The organism is Rhodobacteraceae bacterium S2214 (assembly GCA_025141675.1).
Classification (GTDB): Bacteria; Pseudomonadota; Alphaproteobacteria; order Rhodobacterales; family Rhodobacteraceae; genus Yoonia.
In genome coordinates this window covers 861344-883373 of the sequence record CP081161.1, presented here as the reverse complement: position 1 = coordinate 883373, position 22030 = coordinate 861344, and the positions used below count along the sequence as shown (strand labels likewise).

Annotated in this window: 21 protein-coding genes; 5 read left to right on the top strand and 16 right to left on the bottom strand. The window is 56.6% G+C overall.

The window, feature by feature from the left end; all coding sequences use genetic code 11:
• Positions 1-20 precede the first annotated feature (20 nt).
• The 6 genes from K3729_04310 to K3729_04285 all read right to left on the bottom strand — a co-directional run bounded on the left by K3729_04310 (position 21) and on the right by K3729_04285 (position 4978).
• Positions 21-293 (bottom strand): hypothetical protein, encoded by a 273-nt coding sequence (locus K3729_04310; GenBank protein ID UWR00009.1) that lies wholly within the window; start codon positions 291-293, stop codon positions 21-23.
• Between the two features lie 94 nt (positions 294-387).
• A complete protein-coding gene (locus tag K3729_04305) occupies positions 388-1125 on the bottom strand; it encodes an SDR family NAD(P)-dependent oxidoreductase (protein UWR00008.1) in 738 nt (245 codons plus the stop codon).
• 3 nt (positions 1126-1128) lie between these two features.
• Complete coding sequence (locus K3729_04300; protein ID UWR00007.1) at positions 1129-1713, bottom strand: DUF3833 domain-containing protein; 585 nt, start codon at positions 1711-1713, stop codon at positions 1129-1131.
• A gap of 3 nt (positions 1714-1716) precedes the next feature.
• Positions 1717-2931, bottom strand: a complete 1215-nt coding sequence (locus K3729_04295) for an MFS transporter (protein UWR00006.1) — start codon at positions 2929-2931, stop codon at positions 1717-1719.
• On the bottom strand, positions 2928-3683 hold the full coding sequence (locus K3729_04290; protein UWR00005.1) for a DUF1365 domain-containing protein: 756 nt from the start codon (positions 3681-3683) through the stop codon (positions 2928-2930). The genes K3729_04295 and K3729_04290 overlap by 4 nt, the downstream gene beginning before the upstream one ends.
• Positions 3680-4978, bottom strand: coding sequence for an FAD-dependent oxidoreductase (locus K3729_04285; GenBank protein ID UWR00004.1), 1299 nt, complete (start codon positions 4976-4978; stop codon positions 3680-3682). Before K3729_04285 ends, K3729_04290 begins: the two co-directional genes overlap by 4 nt.
• A gap of 203 nt (positions 4979-5181) precedes the next feature.
• Between K3729_04285 and K3729_04280 the strand changes: the two genes are divergently transcribed.
• Positions 5182-5835 (top strand): sigma-70 family RNA polymerase sigma factor, encoded by a 654-nt coding sequence (locus K3729_04280; protein ID UWR00003.1) that lies wholly within the window; start codon positions 5182-5184, stop codon positions 5833-5835.
• Between the two features lie 11 nt (positions 5836-5846).
• Positions 5847-6500 (top strand): ChrR family anti-sigma-E factor, encoded by a 654-nt coding sequence (locus K3729_04275; protein UWR00002.1) that lies wholly within the window; start codon positions 5847-5849, stop codon positions 6498-6500.
• Between the two features lie 3 nt (positions 6501-6503).
• On the opposite strand, the gene K3729_04270 is transcribed toward K3729_04275, so the two are convergent.
• The 5 genes from K3729_04270 to K3729_04250 form a co-directional block, all read right to left on the bottom strand.
• Entirely contained in the window at positions 6504-6824 is a 321-nt protein-coding gene (locus tag K3729_04270; GenBank protein ID UWR00942.1) for a hypothetical protein, read from the bottom strand.
• Between the two features lie 105 nt (positions 6825-6929).
• On the bottom strand, positions 6930-8168 hold the full coding sequence (gene rmuC, locus K3729_04265; protein UWR00001.1) for a DNA recombination protein RmuC: 1239 nt from the start codon (positions 8166-8168) through the stop codon (positions 6930-6932).
• The gene (mutL, locus tag K3729_04260) at positions 8165-9994 is read right to left on the bottom strand and encodes a DNA mismatch repair endonuclease MutL (GenBank protein ID UWQ99999.1); all 1830 of its coding nucleotides are present in this window, start codon (positions 9992-9994) and stop codon (positions 8165-8167) included. Before mutL ends, rmuC begins: the two co-directional genes overlap by 4 nt.
• Before the next feature lie 86 nt (positions 9995-10080).
• On the bottom strand, positions 10081-11391 hold the full coding sequence (locus K3729_04255) for an insulinase family protein (GenBank protein UWQ99998.1): 1311 nt from the start codon (positions 11389-11391) through the stop codon (positions 10081-10083).
• The gene (locus K3729_04250; protein ID UWQ99997.1) at positions 11391-12725 is read right to left on the bottom strand and encodes an insulinase family protein; all 1335 of its coding nucleotides are present in this window, start codon (positions 12723-12725) and stop codon (positions 11391-11393) included. The genes K3729_04255 and K3729_04250 overlap by 1 nt, the downstream gene beginning before the upstream one ends.
• 365 nt (positions 12726-13090) lie before the next feature.
• Between K3729_04250 and K3729_04245 the strand changes: the two genes are divergently transcribed.
• From K3729_04245 to K3729_04235, 3 genes are all read left to right on the top strand, one after another.
• Entirely contained in the window at positions 13091-14038 is a 948-nt protein-coding gene (locus K3729_04245; GenBank protein ID UWQ99996.1) for an FAD/NAD(P)-binding protein, read from the top strand.
• Positions 14035-14328, top strand: coding sequence for a hypothetical protein (locus tag K3729_04240; protein UWQ99995.1), 294 nt, complete (start codon positions 14035-14037; stop codon positions 14326-14328). The genes K3729_04245 and K3729_04240 overlap by 4 nt, the downstream gene beginning before the upstream one ends.
• Positions 14329-14505: 177 nt before the next feature.
• Positions 14506-16743, top strand: coding sequence for an aminomethyltransferase family protein (locus tag K3729_04235; GenBank protein ID UWQ99994.1), 2238 nt, complete (start codon positions 14506-14508; stop codon positions 16741-16743).
• Between the two features lie 29 nt (positions 16744-16772).
• Here K3729_04235 and ugpC read toward each other — a convergent pair whose 3' ends face one another.
• The 5 genes from ugpC to K3729_04210 all read right to left on the bottom strand — a co-directional run bounded on the left by ugpC (position 16773) and on the right by K3729_04210 (position 21898).
• Positions 16773-17810 carry a sn-glycerol-3-phosphate ABC transporter ATP-binding protein UgpC gene (gene ugpC, locus K3729_04230; GenBank protein UWQ99993.1) on the bottom strand — a complete coding sequence of 346 codons (1038 nt, stop codon included), beginning with the start codon at positions 17808-17810 and terminating at the stop codon, positions 16773-16775.
• Entirely contained in the window at positions 17798-19219 is a 1422-nt protein-coding gene (locus K3729_04225; protein UWQ99992.1) for a mannitol dehydrogenase family protein, read from the bottom strand. The genes ugpC and K3729_04225 overlap by 13 nt, the downstream gene beginning before the upstream one ends.
• Positions 19216-20109 carry an AraC family transcriptional regulator gene (locus tag K3729_04220; GenBank protein ID UWQ99991.1) on the bottom strand — a complete coding sequence of 298 codons (894 nt, stop codon included), beginning with the start codon at positions 20107-20109 and terminating at the stop codon, positions 19216-19218. Before K3729_04220 ends, K3729_04225 begins: the two co-directional genes overlap by 4 nt.
• Before the next feature lie 65 nt (positions 20110-20174).
• Positions 20175-21011 carry a carbohydrate ABC transporter permease gene (locus K3729_04215; protein UWQ99990.1) on the bottom strand — a complete coding sequence of 279 codons (837 nt, stop codon included), beginning with the start codon at positions 21009-21011 and terminating at the stop codon, positions 20175-20177.
• 11 nt (positions 21012-21022) lie between these two features.
• The gene (locus K3729_04210) at positions 21023-21898 is read right to left on the bottom strand and encodes a sugar ABC transporter permease (protein UWR00941.1); all 876 of its coding nucleotides are present in this window, start codon (positions 21896-21898) and stop codon (positions 21023-21025) included.
• Positions 21899-22030 lie beyond the last annotated feature (132 nt).

Here is a 22030-nt window from a genome sequence, read left to right as displayed (position 1 = left end):
ACGCCGACGGGTGTCGCGCGTTACTGCGCGCCCGTCTGGAATGTGCCGAAACACGCATCATCGTCCGCACATGCAGGCGCATGGCTTTGCGTTGTCAGCGCCCATATCGCGGCGCGCCCTTGGGCTTGGTCCGCCTTTGACATGTCAGGCACGTGATTTACGACACGTCCGGAGCTTACGAAATCTGTAGCCACAATCGCGTCGACCGGCCCGGTCGCACCTGCATACATCGGCAGAGCCAAAGCAATTGCAGCACAGCCAATGGCGTTCGAAATCTTGCGAAGTAGCGTCATGTCATCAATCCCCAATGCAGCGACGAGAATCGTCACCCTTAGTTAATGATCCGTAAATAAGACGCGATTATGGCTAGTTTCGTGATCTTTTGCCCTATTTCGCTCCAAAGAGACGATAATATATCCAATCGGGTAGGAACTGTGACCCGCGGAAGATCCATGAAAACAGGAGCGGGAAGCTTTTCTTGAACCCGTCGGTGTTCATGTGATCGAAGACTTCGTCTGCGGCTTCTTCCGGCGTCATGATAAACGGCATGTGGAAGTCGTTCTTTTCCGTCAAACGCGTTTTGATGAAACCGGGGTTCACAAGCTGGACCCGCACACCTGTTTTGTGCAGATCGGCATGCATGCTTTCAGCCAACGCCATAACGCCCGCTTTTGACGGGGAATAACCGATTGCACCTGCTTGACCACGAAAGCCTGACAAAGACCCCGTCAGCACGATATGGCCTGCCCCACGTGCCATCATGTTCTTCACAACCGAGCCTACGACGCGTGATGCGCCGAGGTAGTTGATTTCGCCCATCATGTCGGCTTTTTCGTTGTCCCATTCGCTGGATTTCATCGGCCAATAAACGCCAGCCAAATAGACAACGCCGTCGATATCGCCGATCTGATTTGCCGCCGCTTCAACGGCATCGCGGTCTGACACGTCGACGGTGACATAGGACGCTTTGCTAGGCAGTTCTTCGACAAGTGACTTTAGCCGATCTTCGGATCTGGCAGAGACGATGACCTCGGCGCCCGCTGCACTTAATTTATGTGCGACGGCCCGTCCGAGCCCTTCGCTTGCGCCAACCAGCCAATACCGTTTTCCCTGCCACTCACTCACGTCTTATTCTCCTGCAATCATTGGTCGTGCGCCATCTGCGGGACGCATCGTCGCGACAAGTTCCGCGACCTTTATGCCAAACTTACGAAACTGGGACCGGTTCATTATTGATCCGTTCGCCATCAGATACATCCAGTCTGTCGTATCTAAAACATGACCGCCAGCCTCTTCGGACAGTTTGATCCGGTAGTTGAGCAAAACCGCCGATCCCTTTTGTTGCCCGTGTCCGGCACCCACAAGATCAGGGGCTTCCGCCTTGATCGCGCCGTCGTTGCCCAAGGTCAATTTCCATTCACGGTTCTGGACGTTGCCGCTGTCGTAATGAAACACCTCTTTCATCACGCCCACATTGCCGTCCCAAGACGCGACAAAGTCCGCAGTGAAACGTGACGTGACCTTGCCCGTTGGCCCGTAAATCATGCCTTCGCAGACGATTGGCCCGTTCAGGGTTTCGCGAATGTCGAATTGTGGTCCATGACCAGCATAGTCTTCGGGCTTTTGCGCCCAAAATGAAACGTAGCGCGATTTCAGGACCATGGCCGCCAACACGAGGCCCGCACCGATTAGAACGTAGGGAAGAAACGACATCGTTTAATCCTCCAGTTTGGTGGCCGCCAACAAGGCGATTGCCACCAGTTTCAATGTAGACGGCACCAGCGCATAAAGCACCACTAGCGTCTTGATCGCCGCGTCAGGTTGGTTTTGCCCACCCGATTGGAACCCCGCACCTTCCAACAACGGCAGCAGAACCACTGCTGCGAAAGCCAACGTAAATTTGCTGACCAACGACCACAGCCCAAAGCCCTGGCCGCCGTTCGGGGCGATCACACTCATTCGTTTTGCGAACATGGCAGGGAGCAATGTGAGGTCCGCACCTATGGTCGCTCCTGATAGTACGCAGACAATCGCGAAAGGGATCACATCGCCGGTGCTTAAAGTGTAAGTATATCCAAAAGAGATGATTGCGAGGGTCATTGCCGCCAGCAGAACAGGCTTTTCACCATATCGCCCCGCCAGTTTTGAACACAGCGGCGATGAACAAGCAGCGGCAAGGAAGAACAGGACAAGCAGCGCGCCCTCCCAGCCGACAGCGCCCAGCGCGCTTTCCACATAGAACAGAAAGAGCGTGGACGAGACCGCAAGCGGCGTTGCGTTGACCAGCGCGAGCAGGAGTAGGCGCCGCGCCTGTGCATCGTTCCAGATCGTACGGATCGGCGTGGGTTCTGTTTGCACACGTCCTGACCATTCGGGCCACATCCACAAGATCGCGGCGACCGTCGCGGCTGCAAAACCCCAAGCAAATGCCGTGAAGGCATCGAAGCTGTAGCCCATCAGAACCGTTGGTGCGACGGCTGCGACGCAGATACCTAGCAACGCCCCCGTTTCCCGCCACGCCGCGAGTTTGACGTGGCCTTTGGGATCATCGCCTGCCTTCGCGATGCCTTGCGAGTAGAAATTTATGGTGAGGAAAGAAAAGGCAGAGAACAGCCCAAGCAGTGTGAGGCCGAACCAATAGAGCGGCGCAATCGGTGGTTTGACAGCGAACAGCCCGATCATCGAAATCGCAAGGACAGCCCCTGCCAAGCCCACGGCGATGGGGCGGGCACGGCCAAGGCGTTCGCTGATCCAGCCCAGCACTGGATCTTGGATCACGTCGAACAGGCGCAGCGCGAATAGCATCGTGCCAAGGGCAGCCAGCGTTACGCCGTAGTTATCAACGTAAAGCTTCGGTGCGTAGATATAGATCGGCAGGCCAGCCGCGTTGATTACGGCGGCAAACAGGCTGTAGGCGGGTAGACGGGTCATTGGCTGACGTCGTGGTCGAGCGGTTCGGGGCAAGGTCGAAACGTCGCTTTTTTCCACCACAGTTTGATCGCTTGCCAATGGATTAGCGCCAGCACGCGGCGCGACCCAAACGGACGACGGATGGCAGATTTCAGGATGGATGCATTGGTCAGCGGTTTGCGATCGCCTTTGAGCGTTGCGATCAACCCGCCGTTGCCCCGCGTATAGTCGATGACGATATGGACGTGATCATCGGTAATATCGAACCGGAAGGTGTAGCCGCCTTCAATTGGCTGAAACGGGGACACGTGGAAAATCTTGGTCGCTGACAGCGTTTCGTTCTTCGTGATTTCACGCATGTCGTCGTGATGGCACAGGTAGGAATGTCGCTGGCCAAAGGTGTTGGACACTTCCGCGATAACGACTCGCAAGGTGCCTGTAGTGTCGTAGCACAGCCAAAATGACACCGGATTAAACACATGCCCCAACAGCCGTGGCTGCGCGAGCAGGTCAATGCGTCCGGTCAGTTCAATCTTATGCGCCGCCAACACATCACGTACCCAATCTGCGCCAATCCCTGCCTTGGGTTTTCCGCCATGGTCGCTGTCTTGCAACGACATCAGGTTCGCGCCATTGCGTGCAAACAGCGCAGGGCCTTTCACCGCCGCGTCGGCATCCATCAGCACGTAGTCGATGGAATAGCGAAACGCATTTTTCACTGCGCCCCGCCTGCCATGGTAGGTTTCGCCTGCGATATGATCGATACGTGTCACTCTGCTGCGATCTGAGCGCGGTCAATCGCGTTCAGCGCTGTGACGACGTCGTAAGCCGAGGCAAGCCCGTCTTCGTGGAACCCGTTTTTCATCCATGCCCCACAGAACCATGTGCGGTTCGATCCATTCATTGCGGCGGCTTGTTTCTGTGCTTCGATAGCGGCCAGATCATAGACCGGATGACGCAATGTGACCTCGTCCCAGATCAGGCTTTCGTCAATCTGACGGGTTGTATTCAACGTCACCATAAGCGGATCCTCAGTCAGCCACGGTTGCAGCGAATTCATCCAATAGGTCAGGTCGATCTGGTCGGATGTTTTACCGGCTTCTTCGGAATAAATCCACGACGACCACGTCTGGCGGCGCTTTGGCATGATGTTTGTATCTGAATGCAAAACGACCTTGTTCGGCTGGTACTTCACCGCACCAAGCGTTTTTTGTTCCATCTCTGTCGCGTCTGACAGCATCGCGAGCGTGTCGTCGGAATGTGTGGCAAAGACGACTTCGTCAAAGTGTTCCCAGTCGCCACCCACGACCTTCACATCGACGCCTACGGGCGTACGGCGAACAGCGTGCATCGGCGATGCAAGGCGGACTTCCACGCCGCGCGAAAACATAGACGCCCCCAAACGACGCACATATTCCTGACTGCCGCCTTCAACCGTGTACCATTGATGCTGCCCATTGGCGGACATCAATGCGTGGTTGTCGAAAAACTGGATCATCGTTTTCGCAGGAAAATCCATGATCTTTTCTTTGGGTGTCGACCAAATTGCGCCTGAAAATGGCAGCAGATAATGGTCGGCGAAATAGTCGGACAAACCAAGCTTCACGAGAAGACCGCCGATGGTTAGGCCCTCTTCTTTTGATGCCTCAAGCCCGTCTTTGTTGAACTTTAGGATGTCGCGCACCATGCGCAGGAATTTCGGGTTCACGATGTTGGATCGCGTGGCGAATAACGCGTTGGCGCTGGCCAGCCCGTATTCCATGCGCCCGCCACCAAAGGACGCGCCGAAGCTCATGTTGCTCTTCACAACGGGCACTTCAAGGTGGTCAAACAGCGCGGTCAGATTTGGGTAATTGGCGTAGTTGAACACGATGAAGCCCGTATCAACGGCCTGATCCCCCTGCCTGCCAGCCATTTTGGATCGCGCATGCCCGCCAAGCCGGTTTTCCGCTTCGAGCAAGACAACTTGATGATTTTTCGCAAGCGCATGGGCCGCGCCCATTCCGGAAATGCCAGCGCCGATGACGGCAATTTTCCGTGGCGTGGTCGTCGAAGTTTCAAATGGCATTGGTGTATAGTGCTCCCGGCGGGTTTTCTTTGTCTTAGTACGACACGAATGCGCAACTGGATGAGTTTCAGTTGACCCGCAGACTTTCGTGCGACTTCGGACGACCATAACGCAAAGACGGTCCAATTATACTGTCCAAAAGAGACTGCGAAAAAATTGTCCCGACCTGTGATCCAAACTGAACGCGCCGTCGTAATAATCATATGTTGACCACGATCACCCCCTCGGCCAAACCTGACGATGCAGTTATTGCGGCGGCGACGCCCGTCGTTTCTGCGCGGACGATCAGGACGAAAGCGAGACAAGTGCAAGACGAAAAGGCCGCAAAACGCGCAGCTTGGGTGCCGCAATTGACCGCAGTGCGTGATCAACAAGACAAAGCGGCATTTGCCGAATTGTTTGCCCATTTTGGCCCGCGGGTGAAATCCTTCTTGATGAAGTCGGGCGCCAGCGCGGACATGGCCGAAGAATGCGCACAGGAAGTCATGGTCACACTTTGGCGCAAAGCGCATTTGTTTGATCCAGCCAAGGCCAGCGTGTCGACGTGGATCTTTACGATCGCGCGGAACCGCAAAATCGACCTGTTGCGCAAACAGCGGCGGGTTGAACCCGAAGACCTCCCATGGGGGCCCGAAGCGGACCCTGATCAGGCTGACGCCATCGCGCTTCAGCAAGAAACAGAGATTTTAGGCAAGGCCATCGCGGACCTGCCAGACAAACAACGGCTTTTGATCGAAAAAGCTTACTATGGCGAATTGACGCATAGCGAAATTGCCGCCCAAACCGGCTTGCCTTTGGGCACTATCAAATCACGTATACGGCTAGCGCTGGACCGCCTGCGCCACGCCATAGGATGAACGGACACGTAATGACGACGACGATTAAACATCACCTCACGGATGACCTGTTGATGGGTTATTCTGCTGGTGCTTTGCCAGAAGCCTTCAACGTGGTGGTGGCGACGCATATCTCACTTTGCGACGAATGCCGCGCGCGTCTTGCCAGCTTTGATGCTGTGGGTGGCGCTGTGGTGGAGAGCGTGGATGCTGTGGACATGGCGGAAGACAGCCTTGCTGCGGTCATGGCAAAGATAAGCGCTAAACCAGACGCGCCCGTTAACGTGCCTACCCCGCGGACCAGCAGCATTTTCCCAACGCCGCTGCAAGAATACATATCGGGCAATATCGACGACGTGAAATGGCGCAAAATTGGCGGCGGCGTCAGTCAGGCTGTTTTGAAGACATCCAAAGACGCATCGGTCCGGTTGCTGCGCATTCCTGCGGGCACCGCTGTTCCGGATCATGGGCATCGTGGCACGGAGCTGACGCTTGTTTTGCAGGGCGCGTTCAAAGACGAACATGACCGCTTTGGCAAAGGTGATATCGAGGTCGCGAACGAAGACCTGCATCACACGCCTGTTGCCGAAGACGGAATGGATTGCATCTGCCTTGCCGCAAGCGACGCACCGTTGAAATTTAACGGTTTCCTGCCACGGCTGGCCCAGCGGTTCGTTGGTATCTAAGCCTTAGTTCCAAGCAACAACAGCAGTGCCTGCCGCTGATTGCATATATCCGTCACCGCCCGGTGACAGATGGAATGTGCGGCCCGGGTAAGCCCCAGTGACCACGTAGTAATCCGGTGTTTGTTGCACCGATCCCGTGCGTGTGCCGCAGACGTGTGCGCCGTTCTGACAAGGCCGCAATTCGAACGTCCGCAGGATATCGCGGCCAAATCGGCCTCGTTCTGTCGCGACTACGCTGATAGATGCGGTGTCAAATGGCTGGTCTTGGAAAAGCTCTGCGTAGGTGCGGCTGGCTTGGGCCGGCACATCAATCCGTTCCGGCAAAGCCTGCCCATCTGTGCATGCGACAAGCGTCGCGGTTGCCAATGCGGCGGACATCAAACGGATCATAGCAGCTGTTCCTTTACATGCGTTACGTGCACAATGACCCTAGGGATCAGGCGGCGCAAGAGGAACCACCTTTGGATCAGCGTCTGGTGCCAATTCTTCGAAGTCAAAGTTGTCCAACCTGTCCGCACGTTTACCAGCACGGGTCGCGGCCGTCAGCACGCCAGCCACGTCGTCGCCCGCTTGGCGCAGATGGGTTTCCAGCTTGCTTGCCTTTTCGCCGATGATTTCCACATCGCGGTGCAGGTGACGCAGTGCCTTACGGATTTCGCCTGCCTGTTCGCGCATCCGCGCATCTTTCAGGATCGCCCGCATCGTGTTCAGCGTCGCCATACAGGTCGTCGGCGACACGATCCAGACGCGGGCGTTGAAGCCTTCGCGCACGACCTGCGGCAGACGCGCGTGCAATTCGGCATAGACTGCCTCGGACGGGAGAAACATAATCGCGCCGTCGGCGGTTTCGCCTTCGATGATGTACTTTTCCGAGATCGCTTTGATGTGCACCTTCACCGCGTTGCCGAGGTCGCGCAGCGCTGCGTCCTGTTGCGGTTTGGTTTCGGCGGCGGCGTAGGCTTCGTAGGCTTCAAACGGGAATTTCGCGTCGATGACGATGGGGCCCGGTGGGTTCGGCAGATGCACAAGACAATCGGCGCGTTTCCCGTTGGATAGCGTCGCTTGCAGCGCGTAGGCGTCGGACGGCAGCGCCTTTGACACGATGTCGGTCAGTTGGATTTCGCCAAACATGCCGCGCCGTTGTTTGTTCGACAGGATATCTTGCAACGACAAAACATCGCCAGACAGTTTTTCGATATTGGTCTGGGCCTTATCGATTGTCGCGAGCCGTTCTTGGAGTTTCGCAAGATTTTCGGTGGTTTTTTCGGATGATCCGGCAAGGGATTCTTTCATCCGTTCCTGCATTTCGGAGAGGCTCATCGCGGAGCGCCGCGCATTTTCGGCCAAACGATCAGCGACCTGCGTTTGCACCTCTGCCAGCCGCGTTTCCATCGTTTGGATCACACGGACCTGCGCGTTTGCCTGTGCATCGCTGACGGTTTGGATATTGCCGGACAGCTGGCTTTGCCCCTGCGCCAGCGCGTTCACATCATAGGACAAACGCCCGATGTGGGCCGCAACATCTTGCACAAGCAACGTGGATTGCGTGGCCTTACGTGCTGAGGAAATCAGCAACCACAGCACGGCAACGATGATCAATATACCAATGATCGCAGCGATCAACCGTGGGTCATCAAATGCGTAACTTTGTCCTGCGATTTCAATCATGTGCGACCAAACAGACGTTCAATATCACTGAGCTTTAACTCCACATAGGTCGGTCTGCCGTGGTTGCATTGCCCCGACATAGGCGTCGCTTCCATTTCGCGCAGCAGGGCGTTCATTTCATCGGCCTGCATACGGCGGCCCGACCGGATAGACCCGTGACATGACACACGAGACAGGATGGCATCAATACGCGATTTGAGCTGCGTGCTGTCGCCCTGATCGGTCAGTTCGTCCAAGATATCGCGCAGCAGTTTGCCTGCGTTGATTTCGCCTAAGATTGCGGGCGTTTCGCGCACGGCGATGGCGTTGCCGCCGAAAGCCTCAATAGTGAGACCCATTTTTGTCAGCTCTTCGGCAAAGCCCAGTAGGGTCGCGACTTCGTTGTCTGAAAATTCGATAATCTCGGGGATCAGAAGCGCCTGCGCCGCGACCCCGTTTTCCGCCATTTGCGTCTTCAGTTTTTCATAGACCAACCGTTCGTGGGCAGCGTGTTGATCGACGATGACCATGCCAGTTTCAGTCTGCGCGATGATGTAGTTTTCGTGGACCTGCGCGCGCGCAGCGCCAAGCGGTAGGTCTTGGCGAACTGGTGTCGCGACCTCTTCCACTGGTTCAAACCGCGCGGATGGTTCGGCGAACCCTGCCATCGGTTGTGGGGCTTGCGCTTGGAACGTCATGGATCGCGCGCTGAAAGACGGGCGGTCCATTTGGTAGACGCGGGGTGCGACCTGTTCGGGCTGCATTGCGCCTAACGTGGCACCTGCGACCGTGGTCGACGCGCGATGCCCTGCCCCCGCGAGCGCGTGACGTAGGCCAGACACAATCAAGCCGCGTACTGCACCGGGATCGCGGAAACGGACCTCTGATTTCGCGGGGTGCACGTTGACGTCGACGAGCGTCGGGTCGCAATCGACGAACAACGCGGCGACCGGATGACGGTCACGCGATAGCACGTCCATATAGGCGGCACGCAACGCACCAAGCAGCATTTTATCCCGCACGGGACGCCCGTTGACGAACAGGAATTGCGCAATGGCCGCGCCACGCGAATAGGTCGGCAGTGCGGCGTAACCCGTCAGGTGGAAACCGTCGCGTTCCGCATCAATCGCAATGGCGTTTTCGGCAAATTCGCGGCCAAGGACGGACCGAAGCCGTCCATGCAGCGCGTCGAACAGATCGCCTGTTTCCGCATCAGCGCGGAATGTGGTGCGTTGATCACCGCCGGACGCATCCCGCAGGATAAACGTGATGAACGGTTCGGACATTGCGAGACGTTTGATGACGTCGCCGACGGCTTGCGCCTCTGCCCTATCGGTCCGAAGGAATTTCAGGCGGGCGGGCGTTGCATAGAACATGTCGCGCAATTCAACGACGGTGCCGTTGTTCAGCGCGGCGGGAGCGACTGGTTCTGTCACGCCGCCAGCCACCGCGATGCGGGCTGCGGTTTCAGGCGGCACGCGGGATGTGATGGTCAGACGGCCAACCGCGCCAAGCGACGGCAATGCCTCGCCCCGGAACCCGAAGGAATGAATGTTCAGCAGATCGGAGCCGTCGATTTTCGACGTGGCATGACGCGATAAAGCAAGCGGTAGATCATGTGCCGCGATCCCGCAGCCGTCGTCGGTGACGCGGATCAGGGTTTTGCCACCATCGGCGATCACGACCTCAATGCGCGTGGCACCCGCATCAACAGCGTTTTCAACCAGTTCTTTCACGGCAGAGGCGGGACGTTCCAGCACCTCGCCTGCGGCGATGCGGTTGATTGCAGCATCATCCAGCTGTCGGATAACGGGCTGCGGCTTTATCTGGGGGTCAATATGGGCCATGCCACAAGGTGTAGCATGGCCCACGTTGATTCTGCGAGGTGCCCGCCAGAGTTATCCACGGAAAAATCCGCGAAGGTAAATGGCGTTTATTCGGTTGTTGTTAGGCCTTCGGGTTGGCCCACGACAACAAAATGAAGCGCTTCTGGATCAAGCAATTCGCCCGCGACACGGTTGATGTCGTCCAATGTCACGGCTTCGATGTAATCGTTGCGGTTGATGACATACTCGGGCGGTAGTCCGATCATTTGCATACCAACCATGATGTCGGCGATTTCACCGTTACCGTCGAACCGCAGCGGGTATTCGCCCGTCAGGAAGGTTTTCGCGGTTTCCAGTTCCTCCGCTGTGACGCCTTCGTTCGCCATGCGCGCCCATTCAATGCGCGTGACTGCGATTGCCTCTGCGATGGTTTCATTTGCAGAGGCCACCTGCCCCAACATCATTTCAGCGTGGAATTTCGGCACGAGGAACGTGCTGATCCCGTAAGTCAGGCCGCGTTTTTCGCGGACTTCGTTCATCAGACGCGATTCAAAACCGCCCGCACCAAGAATCTGGTTCATGATGTATGCGGCAAAGAAATCGTCGTCGTCTCGTTCGATACCTGCGTGGCCAAACAGGGCCACGGATTGCGGAGTTTCATAGTCGATCACAGTGACACCACCCGCGAGACCAAAATCGACGTCGTCGGGTAACGCCGGCCCTTCGTCAGGCAGAGACCCCAGCAAATCGTCAAGCATTGGACCAACCGCGTCTGCTGTCACATCGCCCACGACCGATACGAACAACCGGTCACGGGTCAGGACATTGCGGTGGGCGTCGAACATGTCGTCACGGGTCAGCGCGGTCACGCTTTCAATGGTGCCGTCCATGCTGCTGCCATACGGATGGTCGCCAAAAGCGGCTTCGTCAAAGAAAGCCCCCGCGATACGGTTCGGGTTTTTGGCATCGCTGTTGATGCCGGAAATGACCTGTGCGCGCACACGATCAATGGCGTCTTGGTCAAAAGTCGGGCTGACCAATGATTGCTTGAACAGGGCCAGAGCGTCATCCTGATTTTCGGTCAGGAATTTAGCGGAAAGCGAAATCGTGTCGTCATAGGCGCGGTAGCCAAACGATGCCGCGAGGCTTTCGCGTTTCGCTTGGAATTCCTGCGCGGTCATGTCGCCTGACCCTTCTTCCAGCAGGCCCATCATCAGGTTCACAGCGCCGCGTTTCCCTTCGGCGTCGAGCGATGCACCACCACGGATACGGATTTCCAGCGCGACAAACGGGATTGACGGTTCTTCGACAACCCACGCATTGATCCCGCCGTCTGACGTGATGGTTTTGATATCCACGGCGGCGGTGGCGACAGACGCAGTGACGGCAAAGACCGCGGTGATAATAAAGCGGAACATTAGCGCGCCTCCTCTTGGTTGGACACGACCCAACCGGTCACGGCTTGATCACGATTCAGGACTTTTGCAGCGACCGCTTTGACGTCTTCTGCGGTCACGTTTTGCAGGATTTCAGGCCAGTCTTGAATGTCTTGTACGGTAAGGCCCTGTGTCAGACCCGCGCCGTAGCGCCGCGCAATGCCGCCGACGTCATCAAGCGCGTAAATCTCTGACGCGCGCAACTGTGTGCGGATGCTTTCCATGCGATCTTCGCTAATCGGGGCGTCTAGGAATGCAGCGATAGCGTCGTCCATTGCGGCTTCGACTTCTGACAGGCTGACGCCCTCTGCAGGGGCGACTGAGATGCCGAACGACGTGTCGTCCAGCGACGATCCGCTGTAACCTGTGCCTGTGTAAACGGCTTTTTGCGTTTCAAACTGCAGGGCTGTGCCCAGCACGGATGTAAATGACGATCCGCCAAGCAATTCAGACAGATAGACCAAGGCGGCGGCTTCTTCTTGTGCGCCCGCGTCGCGTTCGGGGGCCAGATAGCTGCGTGCGAGATAGGGCTGCGAAACACGCGGATCGACATAGGTGATCCGGCGTTCGGCGCGCTGCGGTGGTTCTTCGGGACGAATGCGTTCCGGCAGGTCAGGTTCAGCCGGGATCACACCGTAATAGGTTTCGGCCAATGCGCGAACGTCGTCCGGATAAACGTCGCCAGCGACGATCAGGATCGCGTTGTTCGGGGAATAATAGAGGTCATAAAAGTCGAGCGCGTCTTGCAGCGACAAGTCTTCCATTTCGTGTTTCCACCCGATGATCGGCACGCCGTAACGGTGGTTTTGATACAAAGCGGCGGTGAATTGTTCGCGGGCCAAGGCACCCGCACTGTTTTCAGTCCGCTGGTTCCGTTCTTCCAGCACGACCTGCCGTTCGGTTTCGATATCGGCTTCGGTGATGCGCAGATTATTCATCCGGTTGCTTTCCATCTGCATCATCAGCTCTAACCGATCAGCGGCGATGCGTTGGAAATAAGCGGTGTAGTCATAGCTGGTGAAAGCATTATCCGTGCCGCCATTGGCCGCAACAGTCGCCGAAAATTCACCCGGTTCCAGCACGTCTGTGCCTTTAAAGAGCAGATGTTCCAAGAAATGTGCCACGCCGGATGCGCCGACGGGTTCATCTGCCGATCCGGTTTTGTACCACACCATATGGGTGACAACAGGGGCGCGGTGGTCTTCGATCACAACAACATCCATCCCATTATCAAGGGTAAACGTGGTGACGGCTTCTTCGGCCGTCGCGGCAAGTGGTAGCAAAAGCGCAAATGCAGTGGCGAACAATCGGGTCATGGTGATCCTTGGGTTTGTGGCCTGTATCGGTGTGCTGTGAAACCTATGCCATCCCCCCGCGCATGCAAGGGCTGCATGACGTGGATGTGATTGGCGGTGTGTGCGACCAAGTGGCGTCTTTTGGGTGGCCTTTCGGCCCATATTCGTGCACATACACGGCCTGCTTACCGGAGACATCACCACATGAACGACGTCGCGCCTTTGACCCGTCCCTCTCACCGGATTGTTGTGAGTGATGGTATTACGGCAGCTGCGTTTGTTGAAACGAGTGACCTTCCCAACGGATCCATCCTGACCATCATCAGCCCGAACGTGCATGCCTTTGGACGCGGTGTAGCTTATGCTGCAGACGATGCAGAGACACCGTGGCGTTATGCCTACCTGCTGAATTCCCTGCAGACGACATTGATCCGGATTTTGCGGCATGGATCACGCAGAATTGGGACGTGATCCGCGGCAAAATGGAAGGACGCCGTCCGGATTGGATAGCGGCCGCAGCACCGTTGTTGGCAAGCGGCGACACCTTCGGCTTGAATATTCCGCGGGCTTTTTACGGCGATTACATGGAACAGCGCGTGGCGCGTGTTTTCGCGGATTTACGCGCCAAAGATGTGACCATCAATTTCGTCGCAGAAACAGCTGTGTCGATTGCCGAAGTGGATAGCGCCATCACTATCACAACCGATTCTGGCGCAGAATATACAGCCGATTATGTCGATATCGCACCCGGCGGCCCATCAACACAACGGCTGCAAGGGGACGATGGGCCGTTCAGCGCCCCTCGCCTTTTCGGGAACGAAGCCCGCATTGCAGAGCACATCAAAGCAGGTGCCGAGATTTTCTGCGTCGGGTCAAATGCCACAATGCTGGATGCGTTACGGTTGTGCCAATCCGTTGTCGCTGAAGACAAATTTCGGTTTGTCGCCTGTTCATCAGACGGTTCTATTCCCGCCCCCTTGATCCCCCGCATGCCGCGTTATTTGACGCAACCGAAACTAAAGTCGGGACACAAAACCGCGCAGGATTTCTTGGATGACGTTTGGCAGGCCATGCAAACGGCCCGCGCGGCAGGTGATCAGATGCGCGAAATTCGGGGGGGTTCCGCGCCTATTTCATCGACAATCCGTTATCGACTTTCCTACCCGACATCGACGAAGCCCGCCTCGTGCCGCGCACCTTGTTTCATTGGTTCAGAGGCGGGACGCGTGACACGATCCTCGATTTTCAACGCCTCCTGGATCAAGGCGTTACGCGCACGATCAGCGGGCGTGTCAGCGCGATTGAGACGACCGAGAATGGCGCGCGCGTTTTGACGACGGACCGCGCTGGCAATGTGTCCAGCTATGACACAGGCTTTGTGATCAATTGCGCGGGGTCCGGCCGAAATTCGACCTTTGATCCGCTTACTGAACAGATGATTGCAGACGACACCATTGCGCGTTGCCCTGTCACGGGTGGACTGGGCGTAGGTGAAAAATGTGCGACGCAATTAAGCAACGTGCGACATTTATCACCCGCGACGACGATCATCGGCGACGAAGTCATGCCGATGCCGCTGTATGACGCGCATTTTCTTAGAACATGGGCGGCGAAATCCACCTGACCGGACCGCGTTCACAAACTGGACCCATCAATGTGACTTGACTAAGGCCAGTTGCTGCCGCTTACATCTGACCTACGCACATTATGCGCAACAGACCAAGAGGCAGGGTTTCTGGTGAACCTTCTCACGTCTTTTCAGAACGGAATATCGACCCCCAAAGGGCGCCGATTTCCGGGCATGTCCGCACCACACCCTGCGCTGAATTGGACGGTTCATCCGCGCGGTGCCACAAAAATTACAGTCAAAGCTGGTGACACAATATCGGTGCAGAACGCATCTATCGTGCGGCTGGTCGCGGTGGATGACGCAGGAGACGACGCGCTACCAGCGCTAGGGCTTTCAAAGAACGGGTCGGTTGGTTTGGCGGATTTTGCCTCTGCCCCGTTTGTGGGTTGGGCCGCATCATACGGTGGACACGCCGAAGACCTGCCCGCCTGCACCATACAATCCGATGAACCGCTGCTCGTGCTATCTGCCTGCGCGGCTTGCACCCTTTGGCTGATCAACCCGACGACTAGCGATGACCATGTCACAGGCGCGGGTACCGGCGCGTTTCGCGTGAACCTGAAACAAGCCGCTGCGCCGAATATGTTGCTGCCGGACCCGCTTGGCAAAATTCGTGATGAATTCACGGTCTCGCGCGCCACCGCCCAAGCGTATCGCTTGAACAAGGGCGAAACGGTGCAGATCATCGACGTGGATGGCCAGCAATGTTCCGATTTCATGGCCTTCCGGACTGCGGGTCTTGATCGCGGTGTCGAACAGCGAATCGACAGCACCGTCACGCGGTCGATGGTGCATAGCGCCTACCCCGGTCCCGGCTTGTTCGACAAATTCTACGATAGCGACATGCGTCCGCTGTTGAATGTCGTCCAAGATACCGTTGGGCGGCACGACACATTTGGTTTGGCCTGCACTGCACGTGGATATGAGGAACGCGGATTCCCCGGTCATGTGAATTGCAGCGACAACATCGCGGATGCCATGGACCCTTACGGTGTCGAACGGCGTAGCGCGTGGCCTGCGATCAATTTCTTCTTCAATTCGTGGATCGACCACGGCGACAACCTGTTTCAGTCAGAAGAATCCTGGTCGCGTCCCGGTGATTATGTCGCGATGCAAGCGATGGACGATCTGGTTTGTGTCACCACAGCCTGTCCCGATGACGTCGACCCCATCAACGGCTGGAACCCGACGGATATTCATGTCCGCATTTATGAACCCGACGCGTCCATCCCACGCGCCATTGCCCACCGCGAAAAGGAAGACGCACGCATGTCCCTAAGCCAGAATTCGGCTTTTCATCCGGCGACCTCGAAACTGACCCAAAACTATGCGCCTGCACGTAACCTGTGGCTGCCGCAAAGCTACCCCAGCATAGGCACCATTGGCGAATATTGGGCCTGCCGCGAGGCCTGCACGCTGCAAGACATGAGCGGGCTGCGCAAATACGATATCCTCGGGCCCGATGCCGAACTGCTTTTGCAACGCTGCATGACCCGCAACATCGCAAAGCTGGCACTTTGGCGCGGCACTTACGCGTTGATGTGTGACGCACAGGGTGCGGTTATTGATGACGGCACGCTGTTCCGGATCGGACCGCAAACCTTCAGGTGGTGTTGCGGCCACGAAGAATCTGCACGGCATTTGCTGGAACAGGCCAAAGACCTAGATGTGCGTATTCACGATATGCAGTCATCGCTACCCAACCTCGCGCTGCAGGGACCAAAGTCCCGCGATGTGTTACGCGACATCGTCTTTACCCAACCCCAAGTCCCCGCGCTTGATGACGTGAAATGGTTCGGCGTGACCATGGCCCGCTTGCATGATCGCGAAGGGATACCGTTTATGCTGTCGCGCTCTGGCTACACTGGTGAATTGGGCTACGAGATGTTCTGCGACGCCAAGGATGCGCCCGCTTTGTGGGATGCGGTGATGGCGGCTGGACAAGCACATGGGATCAAACCGATGGGCGGTGATGCGCTTGAAATCATCCGGATTGAAGCGGGGCTTGCGGCCGCAGGTGCGGAATTCGCACCAGACGTCGATGCGTTTGAGGCTGGATTGGGCTTTGCTGTTGATCTGAAGAAGGACGATTTCATTGGTAGGGACGTGCTAGCCCGAAATGCCGAAAATCCGCGCCGTGTCCTGAAAGGCATGATCCTAGACAGCCGCGATGTGCCGCCACATGGCGCACCTATTTATGCGGGCGAACGCCAGATCGGGGTCGTGACATCGGCGACCCATTCCCCGACGCTAGAAGCCGGTATCGCAATGGTCCGCATTTCCGCCGGGCACGCAGAAAACGGAACGCCGCTCGAGATTGGTCAAATGGGCGGTCATATGAAACGGCTGACCGGAACCGTGTTCGACGTCCCCTTTGTTGATCCACGCAGGGAACGCGCAAGAGCGTAGGGGCCGGCTTTTACCGGCCCCAAATCGGGTTACCCCGCAATTCGCAACCCTGTTGCTTTATCGAATGCGTGTGCGAGGTTTGGTTTGATTGTGAAGCCGATGGTTTCGCCTTTGGCTTGGTGTGGTGGTTTTTCGGTTTTGGCGATGAACTCTGTGCCTTGGGCCGTGATCAGGTGGACGAGCGCGTATTCGCCCAGGTTTTCGACCAGTTCGAGTTTGCCTTCGACCACGACGTTCTCTGCGGATGGTGTCAGGTGTTCGGGGCGCAGGCCGACTTGTACGTTGGCATCAGCCGGTTTGCCGAGATGGGCTGCTGCCCCGTCGGTCAGTTCCGCGCCATCGAAGAAGTTCATTTTCGGGCTACCGATGAACTGCGCCACAAAGGCGTTGTCGGGGCGTTCGTACAGATCAATCGGTGATCCGACCTGTTCGATCCGGCCATCGCGCAGCACAACGATTTTGTCGGCCAGTGTCATGGCTTCGACCTGATCGTGGGTCACGTAGATCATCGTGTTGCCAAGGCGTTCATGCAGACGCGCAATTTCCAGACGGGTTTGCACGCGCAGGGCCGCATCAAGGTTGGACAGCGGTTCGTCGAACAAGAACACCTCCGGATCACGCACAATCGCACGACCAATGGCCACACGCTGACGCTGACCACCCGACAGGTTGCGCGGGCTCCGGTCCAGATAATCACCTAGCTGCAGGATTTCTGCGGCAGCTTTCACGCGGCGGTCGATTTCGGCCGGATCGGTCTTGGCCTGCTTCAGACCAAAGGCCATGTTCTTATACACGCTCATATGCGGGTAAAGCGCATAGGTCTGGAACACCATCGCCACGCCACGCTTGGACGCGGCCACATCGTTGACTTCCACATCACCGATCTTCACCGACCCGGATGTGATTTCCTCAAGACCCGCGATCATCCGCAACAGCGTGGATTTCCCGCAGCCCGATGGACCCACAAACACGACAAATTCGCCGTGGTCGATATCCAGATCAACGCCATGCATTACTTGCGTGGCACCATAGCTTTTACGCACGTCGCGCAGTGTCAAACCGGCCATTTTTGCTCCAATTCAGAGATGTCGTGCCGAAGGGTTTCGGCAAATTCAGGGTAAGTTTCAGGAAGATCGCCCCAGAGTTGGCGCGATGTGATAAAGGCGTCCGTGCCCAACATGGCAGACAGATCGTCCCAGCTGGGTTCCACATATTTGAACGGGATTTTGCCCGCCGCCACATGGGTTGCAAACACATGCCAGCTGGCAATCGAACGGATCGCGTTTTTCGGCAAGATGCCCTGTTTCAGGCAGCCTTCCAGCGTGGGGCGGATAAAGATCGGGAACTTCACCATGCCATCCGCACAGATCCGCGCGACCGTATCGCCAATCGCCTGGTTGCTAAACCGCGCGTCGATCTGGTCCAGATAATCCGCCTTCGAGAACGGCAGATCAATGGTGATCGCGGGCAGCACTTCGTCTGCTTCAAAGGCACGGAAGTGGCGGTGCAAATGCGGCACCCGCATCGCCGCATCAAAGGTTTCAACACCTTCCAACGCAGCCAGATAACACAAGGCCGTATGGCCGCCATTCAGCACACGGATTTTGGTTTCCTCGTAAGGATCCACATCCGGCGTCACGGTCACACCCGCCTGCGCCAGATCAGGCATCGGCCCTGCGGCTTTGTCTTGCAAAACCCACTGGATAAAATCTTCGGCCATGATCGGTGACGCGACCTCTGACCCGATCAACTGGGTCAGTTCCACGCCCAATTCAACCGTGCTGCGCGGCGTGATCCGGTCCACCATCGAACAGGGGAACGCCACGTTGTCTGCGACCCAAGCGTGCAACACCGCATCGCCGCAGGCCTCAAGATAAGCCAGCAGATTGCGGTGCAACATCTTGCCGTTCTGACGGATGTTATCACAACACGCGATGGTCAAAGGGGCACCGCCCGCATCCATCCGCGCCTGCAAACCAGCCCGCAGATACCCGTAAACGCTTTGCGTCTGATCACCCGCCATTTCAGCTGCAATGACCGGATCAGCGCGGTTCAGATTACCATTCGGATCGGTGTAATAGCCGCTTTCGGTGACCGTAATCGTCACCAGATGCACGCTACCCCGCGCCAGCAACGCCTCGGATGCTGTCCGGTCCGCGCTCCAGTCTGCAAAATGCACATGCGACCGCACACGGCGCAACGCCACCTGCCCGTCCGGCGAATAGGATTTCAAAAAGTACCCGTCGTGGCGCGCCACATCATCTGCGGCCGCCGCAAAAGACCCGGCTTCCGCACCGCGCAGGTTCACAGCCGCAATACCCCAGTTCAGATCACCGGATTTGTCCATGTAATCATCAATATACATCGCCTGATGCGCCCGATGGAACGCCCCGAACCCCAAATGCACGACACCCACAGCACAGGCTGCGCGGTCATATCCCGTCGCCCCGATTGGGTGCAGAACTGCGCTATTCATGATGTGGTCTCCATTGGTTTAGACAAGTCTTTGCGCGCTGTATCGCGGTACTCTGAAGGGGTCATGCCCTTCATCTTTAGAAAGTGACGGTTGAAGTTCGCCAGATTGCGGAACCCCGCATCAAAGCTGATATCCGAGATCGTCGCATCCGACGCGTACAGCATGCTGCAGGCTTGGCCCACGCGCACAGACGTCAGGAATTCAACGAACTTGTGGCCCGTCACAGATGTAAAATTGCGCGCGAAGGTGGCTTGGGTCATCCCCGCCATTTCAGCCGCATCCCCCACGCTAAAATCGTCTTTGAAGTTGGCCACGATGTGATCCACCACAGCCCCGATCCGCGCGTGTTTACTGCCGCCCTGAACCTGCACCAATTTGGACACCGACAGGACCTTCTTTTCCGCATGCTCATTCAAACGCACAAGGAACCGGATGAACGCCAGAATACGTTCAGGACCTTCGTTATTACGGATCGATTCCATGTGACCGCGCGCAAAGGTCGGATTGAACCCTTCAAATTGCACGCCAGACTGGGCCAGCGTCAGCATCTTGCGGACCTCGCCAAATTCGGGGAACCCTTCGGCCAGCTTTTCAAAGCTTTCATGGCTGAACTGCACCAGCATATCGCGGGTCGCCACAGGTTCGGTCCAAACCTTATCCGTGATCCAGTTATGCGGCAGGTTCGGCCCCGTCAGGAACAGATCACCCGCTTCAAAATCGCCGATGTAATCGCCCACAAACGCCTTGCCGCGTGTCGCCACAACCAGATGCAATTCGTATTCTTCATGGGCATGCCACCGACACAAATCCGTAGGCCATCCATGTTCAAGATAGCGGATCGACCGTGTGGTCCGATCTACTAACTCAATTTTTGGAACCATTATCGACATGATTTATCTCTTTTTTCCAGCCCCGTCGCGTGGCGGCATCTTGCGATCAGACGCCGCCCACAGCCTTACTTCACCGCACCAAAGGTCAGACCCTGCACCAGCTGTTTCTGACAGAACCAGCCCAACACAATGATCGGGGCCACAGCCGCTGTCGATACTGCCGACAGACGTCCAAAGAACAGACCCTCTGGTGCGCGGTTGCCTTCAATCAGCTTCGACAAGGTCGCCGCATCAATCGTGGTCAAACGGACCGTCCAATAGGCTTCGTTCCAGCAGAAGATGAAGGTCAAAAGCGCCGTGGACGCAATGCCACCCCATGCCAGCGGAATAAGGATATCCTTGATTTCGCCCCATGTGCTCACGCCGTCCATCTTGCCCGCTTCAATGATCTCTTTCGGGATTTCCTTGAAGTAGGTGAACAACATCCAGATCACGATCGGCAGGTTGATCAGGCACAACACCAGGATGACAAGGAAGTGCGTGTCAAAGATGCCCAGCATGTTCTTCGTCAGGAAGGTCATCGGATACAAAACAGCCGCCGCTGGCAACATCTTTGTCGACAACATCCACATCAGAATGTCCTTGGTGTGACGGCTTGGATCAAACGCCATCGCATAGGCCGCAGGCACACCCACCACCAGCGCAAACAAAGTCGCAAAGGTCGACGTGATCACCGAATTGGTCGCAAAGCGCCAGTAATCATAGTTCTCCGTCATGTTGGTGTAGTTTTCCAACGTCGGCGTAAACTTGAACAGGAATTCAGGCTTCACTGCATCCGCGTCCGTCTTAAAGCTGGTGAACACCAACCAAAAAATCGGGAAGAAGAAGATCAGCGCCACGATCCAAGCCACAACAGGCCATGCGATCTTGCTAAATTTCGAGGTCTGAGAAACGGTAGCCATTGTCTTTTCTCCTAGTCCATCAACGTCTTGCCGACCATGCGCAGCAAGAAGATGGCGATAATATTGGCCAGAATGACCGCGAAGATACCTGTCGCACTTGCCGCACCGATGTTGTTCGAGGTGAACTCACCGATCAGATAAGGCAGGTTTTTGTTGCCGTTCCCGCGGCTGACAATCTCGATTTCCGCATACAAGGACAGGTGGAAGATCGACTGGATCATCACAACAATCGCAATCGGACGCCCCAGATGCGGCACCGTCAGGTTGATGAACTGCGACCACGCAGACGCCCCATCAAGCGTCGCCGCTTCTTTCTGGCTTTCATCCTCGGACTGCAGCGACGTCATAAAGATCAACACCGCAAACGGAGTCCACTGCCACGTCACCATCATAATGACCGCATAAGCAGAGGTCTGTGTGGCGCGGAAAGAGATCGGTTCCAACACAGGCCACAGGTTAAAGAACCAACCCAACACCGGGAAGTCACGCAACCCGTCGATCATGTTGTTGATCCCGCCAACAGCAATCCCCTGCAAACCCAACACAGGGTCCAAAATCATGTTGATCCACAACACCCCGTTCACCGCTGGCATCACAAAGAACGGCGAGATCAGCAAAACACGGACAATCCCACGCCCCGGGAAGTTCCGATTCACCAAAACCGCAATCCCAAGACCCAAAACAACCGTCAGCACCAAAATGCTGGACACGATCAGCACAGAGTTCTGGATCGCAAACCAAAAATCCTTGGCATTCAGAACATACTGATAGTTCCCGAAGCCCCGCCAGTTGCTGAGCGCCGGTGTCGTCCATTCCGGCCGGATCGTCGAGTTCAGCACATACCGGATAAACGAGAAGTAAAGCGTCATGCTCAGCGGGACCAACATCCACACCAGCAACAGCAAAACAGCTGGCGTTTGTAAGATCCGGGGGAGCGTTCTTTTGGTAGACATAGCTCGGGTCACCTTTTGGGGCAGGGTTTCAATCAAGACAGTGCAAGCAGATCGGGACGGACAGCG

What these genes read in the sequence shown, in the direction of transcription:
- K3729_04310 (UWR00009.1), bottom strand. Translation starts at nt 293, where the DNA reads ATGACGCTACTTCGCAAGATTTCGAACGCCATTGGCTGTGCTGCAATT.
- K3729_04300 (UWR00007.1), bottom strand. Translation starts at nt 1,713, where the DNA reads ATGTCGTTTCTTCCCTACGTTCTAATCGGTGCGGGCCTCGTGTTGGCG.
- K3729_04295 (UWR00006.1), bottom strand. Translation starts at nt 2,931, where the DNA reads ATGACCCGTCTACCCGCCTACAGCCTGTTTGCCGCCGTAATCAACGCG.
- K3729_04285 (UWR00004.1), bottom strand. Translation starts at nt 4,978, where the DNA reads ATGCCATTTGAAACTTCGACGACCACGCCACGGAAAATTGCCGTCATC.
- K3729_04280 (UWR00003.1), top strand. Translation starts at nt 5,182, where the DNA reads ATGTTGACCACGATCACCCCCTCGGCCAAACCTGACGATGCAGTTATT.
- K3729_04275 (UWR00002.1), top strand. Translation starts at nt 5,847, where the DNA reads ATGACGACGACGATTAAACATCACCTCACGGATGACCTGTTGATGGGT.
- rmuC (UWR00001.1), bottom strand. Translation starts at nt 8,168, where the DNA reads ATGATTGAAATCGCAGGACAAAGTTACGCATTTGATGACCCACGGTTG.
- mutL (UWQ99999.1), bottom strand. Translation starts at nt 9,994, where the DNA reads ATGGCCCATATTGACCCCCAGATAAAGCCGCAGCCCGTTATCCGACAG.
- K3729_04255 (UWQ99998.1), bottom strand. Translation starts at nt 11,391, where the DNA reads ATGTTCCGCTTTATTATCACCGCGGTCTTTGCCGTCACTGCGTCTGTC.
- K3729_04250 (UWQ99997.1), bottom strand. Translation starts at nt 12,725, where the DNA reads ATGACCCGATTGTTCGCCACTGCATTTGCGCTTTTGCTACCACTTGCC.
- K3729_04235 (UWQ99994.1), top strand. Translation starts at nt 14,506, where the DNA reads ATGTCCGCACCACACCCTGCGCTGAATTGGACGGTTCATCCGCGCGGT.
- ugpC (UWQ99993.1), bottom strand. Translation starts at nt 17,810, where the DNA reads ATGGCCGGTTTGACACTGCGCGACGTGCGTAAAAGCTATGGTGCCACG.
- K3729_04225 (UWQ99992.1), bottom strand. Translation starts at nt 19,219, where the DNA reads ATGAATAGCGCAGTTCTGCACCCAATCGGGGCGACGGGATATGACCGC.
- K3729_04220 (UWQ99991.1), bottom strand. Translation starts at nt 20,109, where the DNA reads ATGTCGATAATGGTTCCAAAAATTGAGTTAGTAGATCGGACCACACGG.
- K3729_04215 (UWQ99990.1), bottom strand. Translation starts at nt 21,011, where the DNA reads ATGGCTACCGTTTCTCAGACCTCGAAATTTAGCAAGATCGCATGGCCT.
- K3729_04210 (UWR00941.1), bottom strand. Translation starts at nt 21,898, where the DNA reads ATGTTGGTCCCGCTGAGCATGACGCTTTACTTCTCGTTTATCCGGTAT.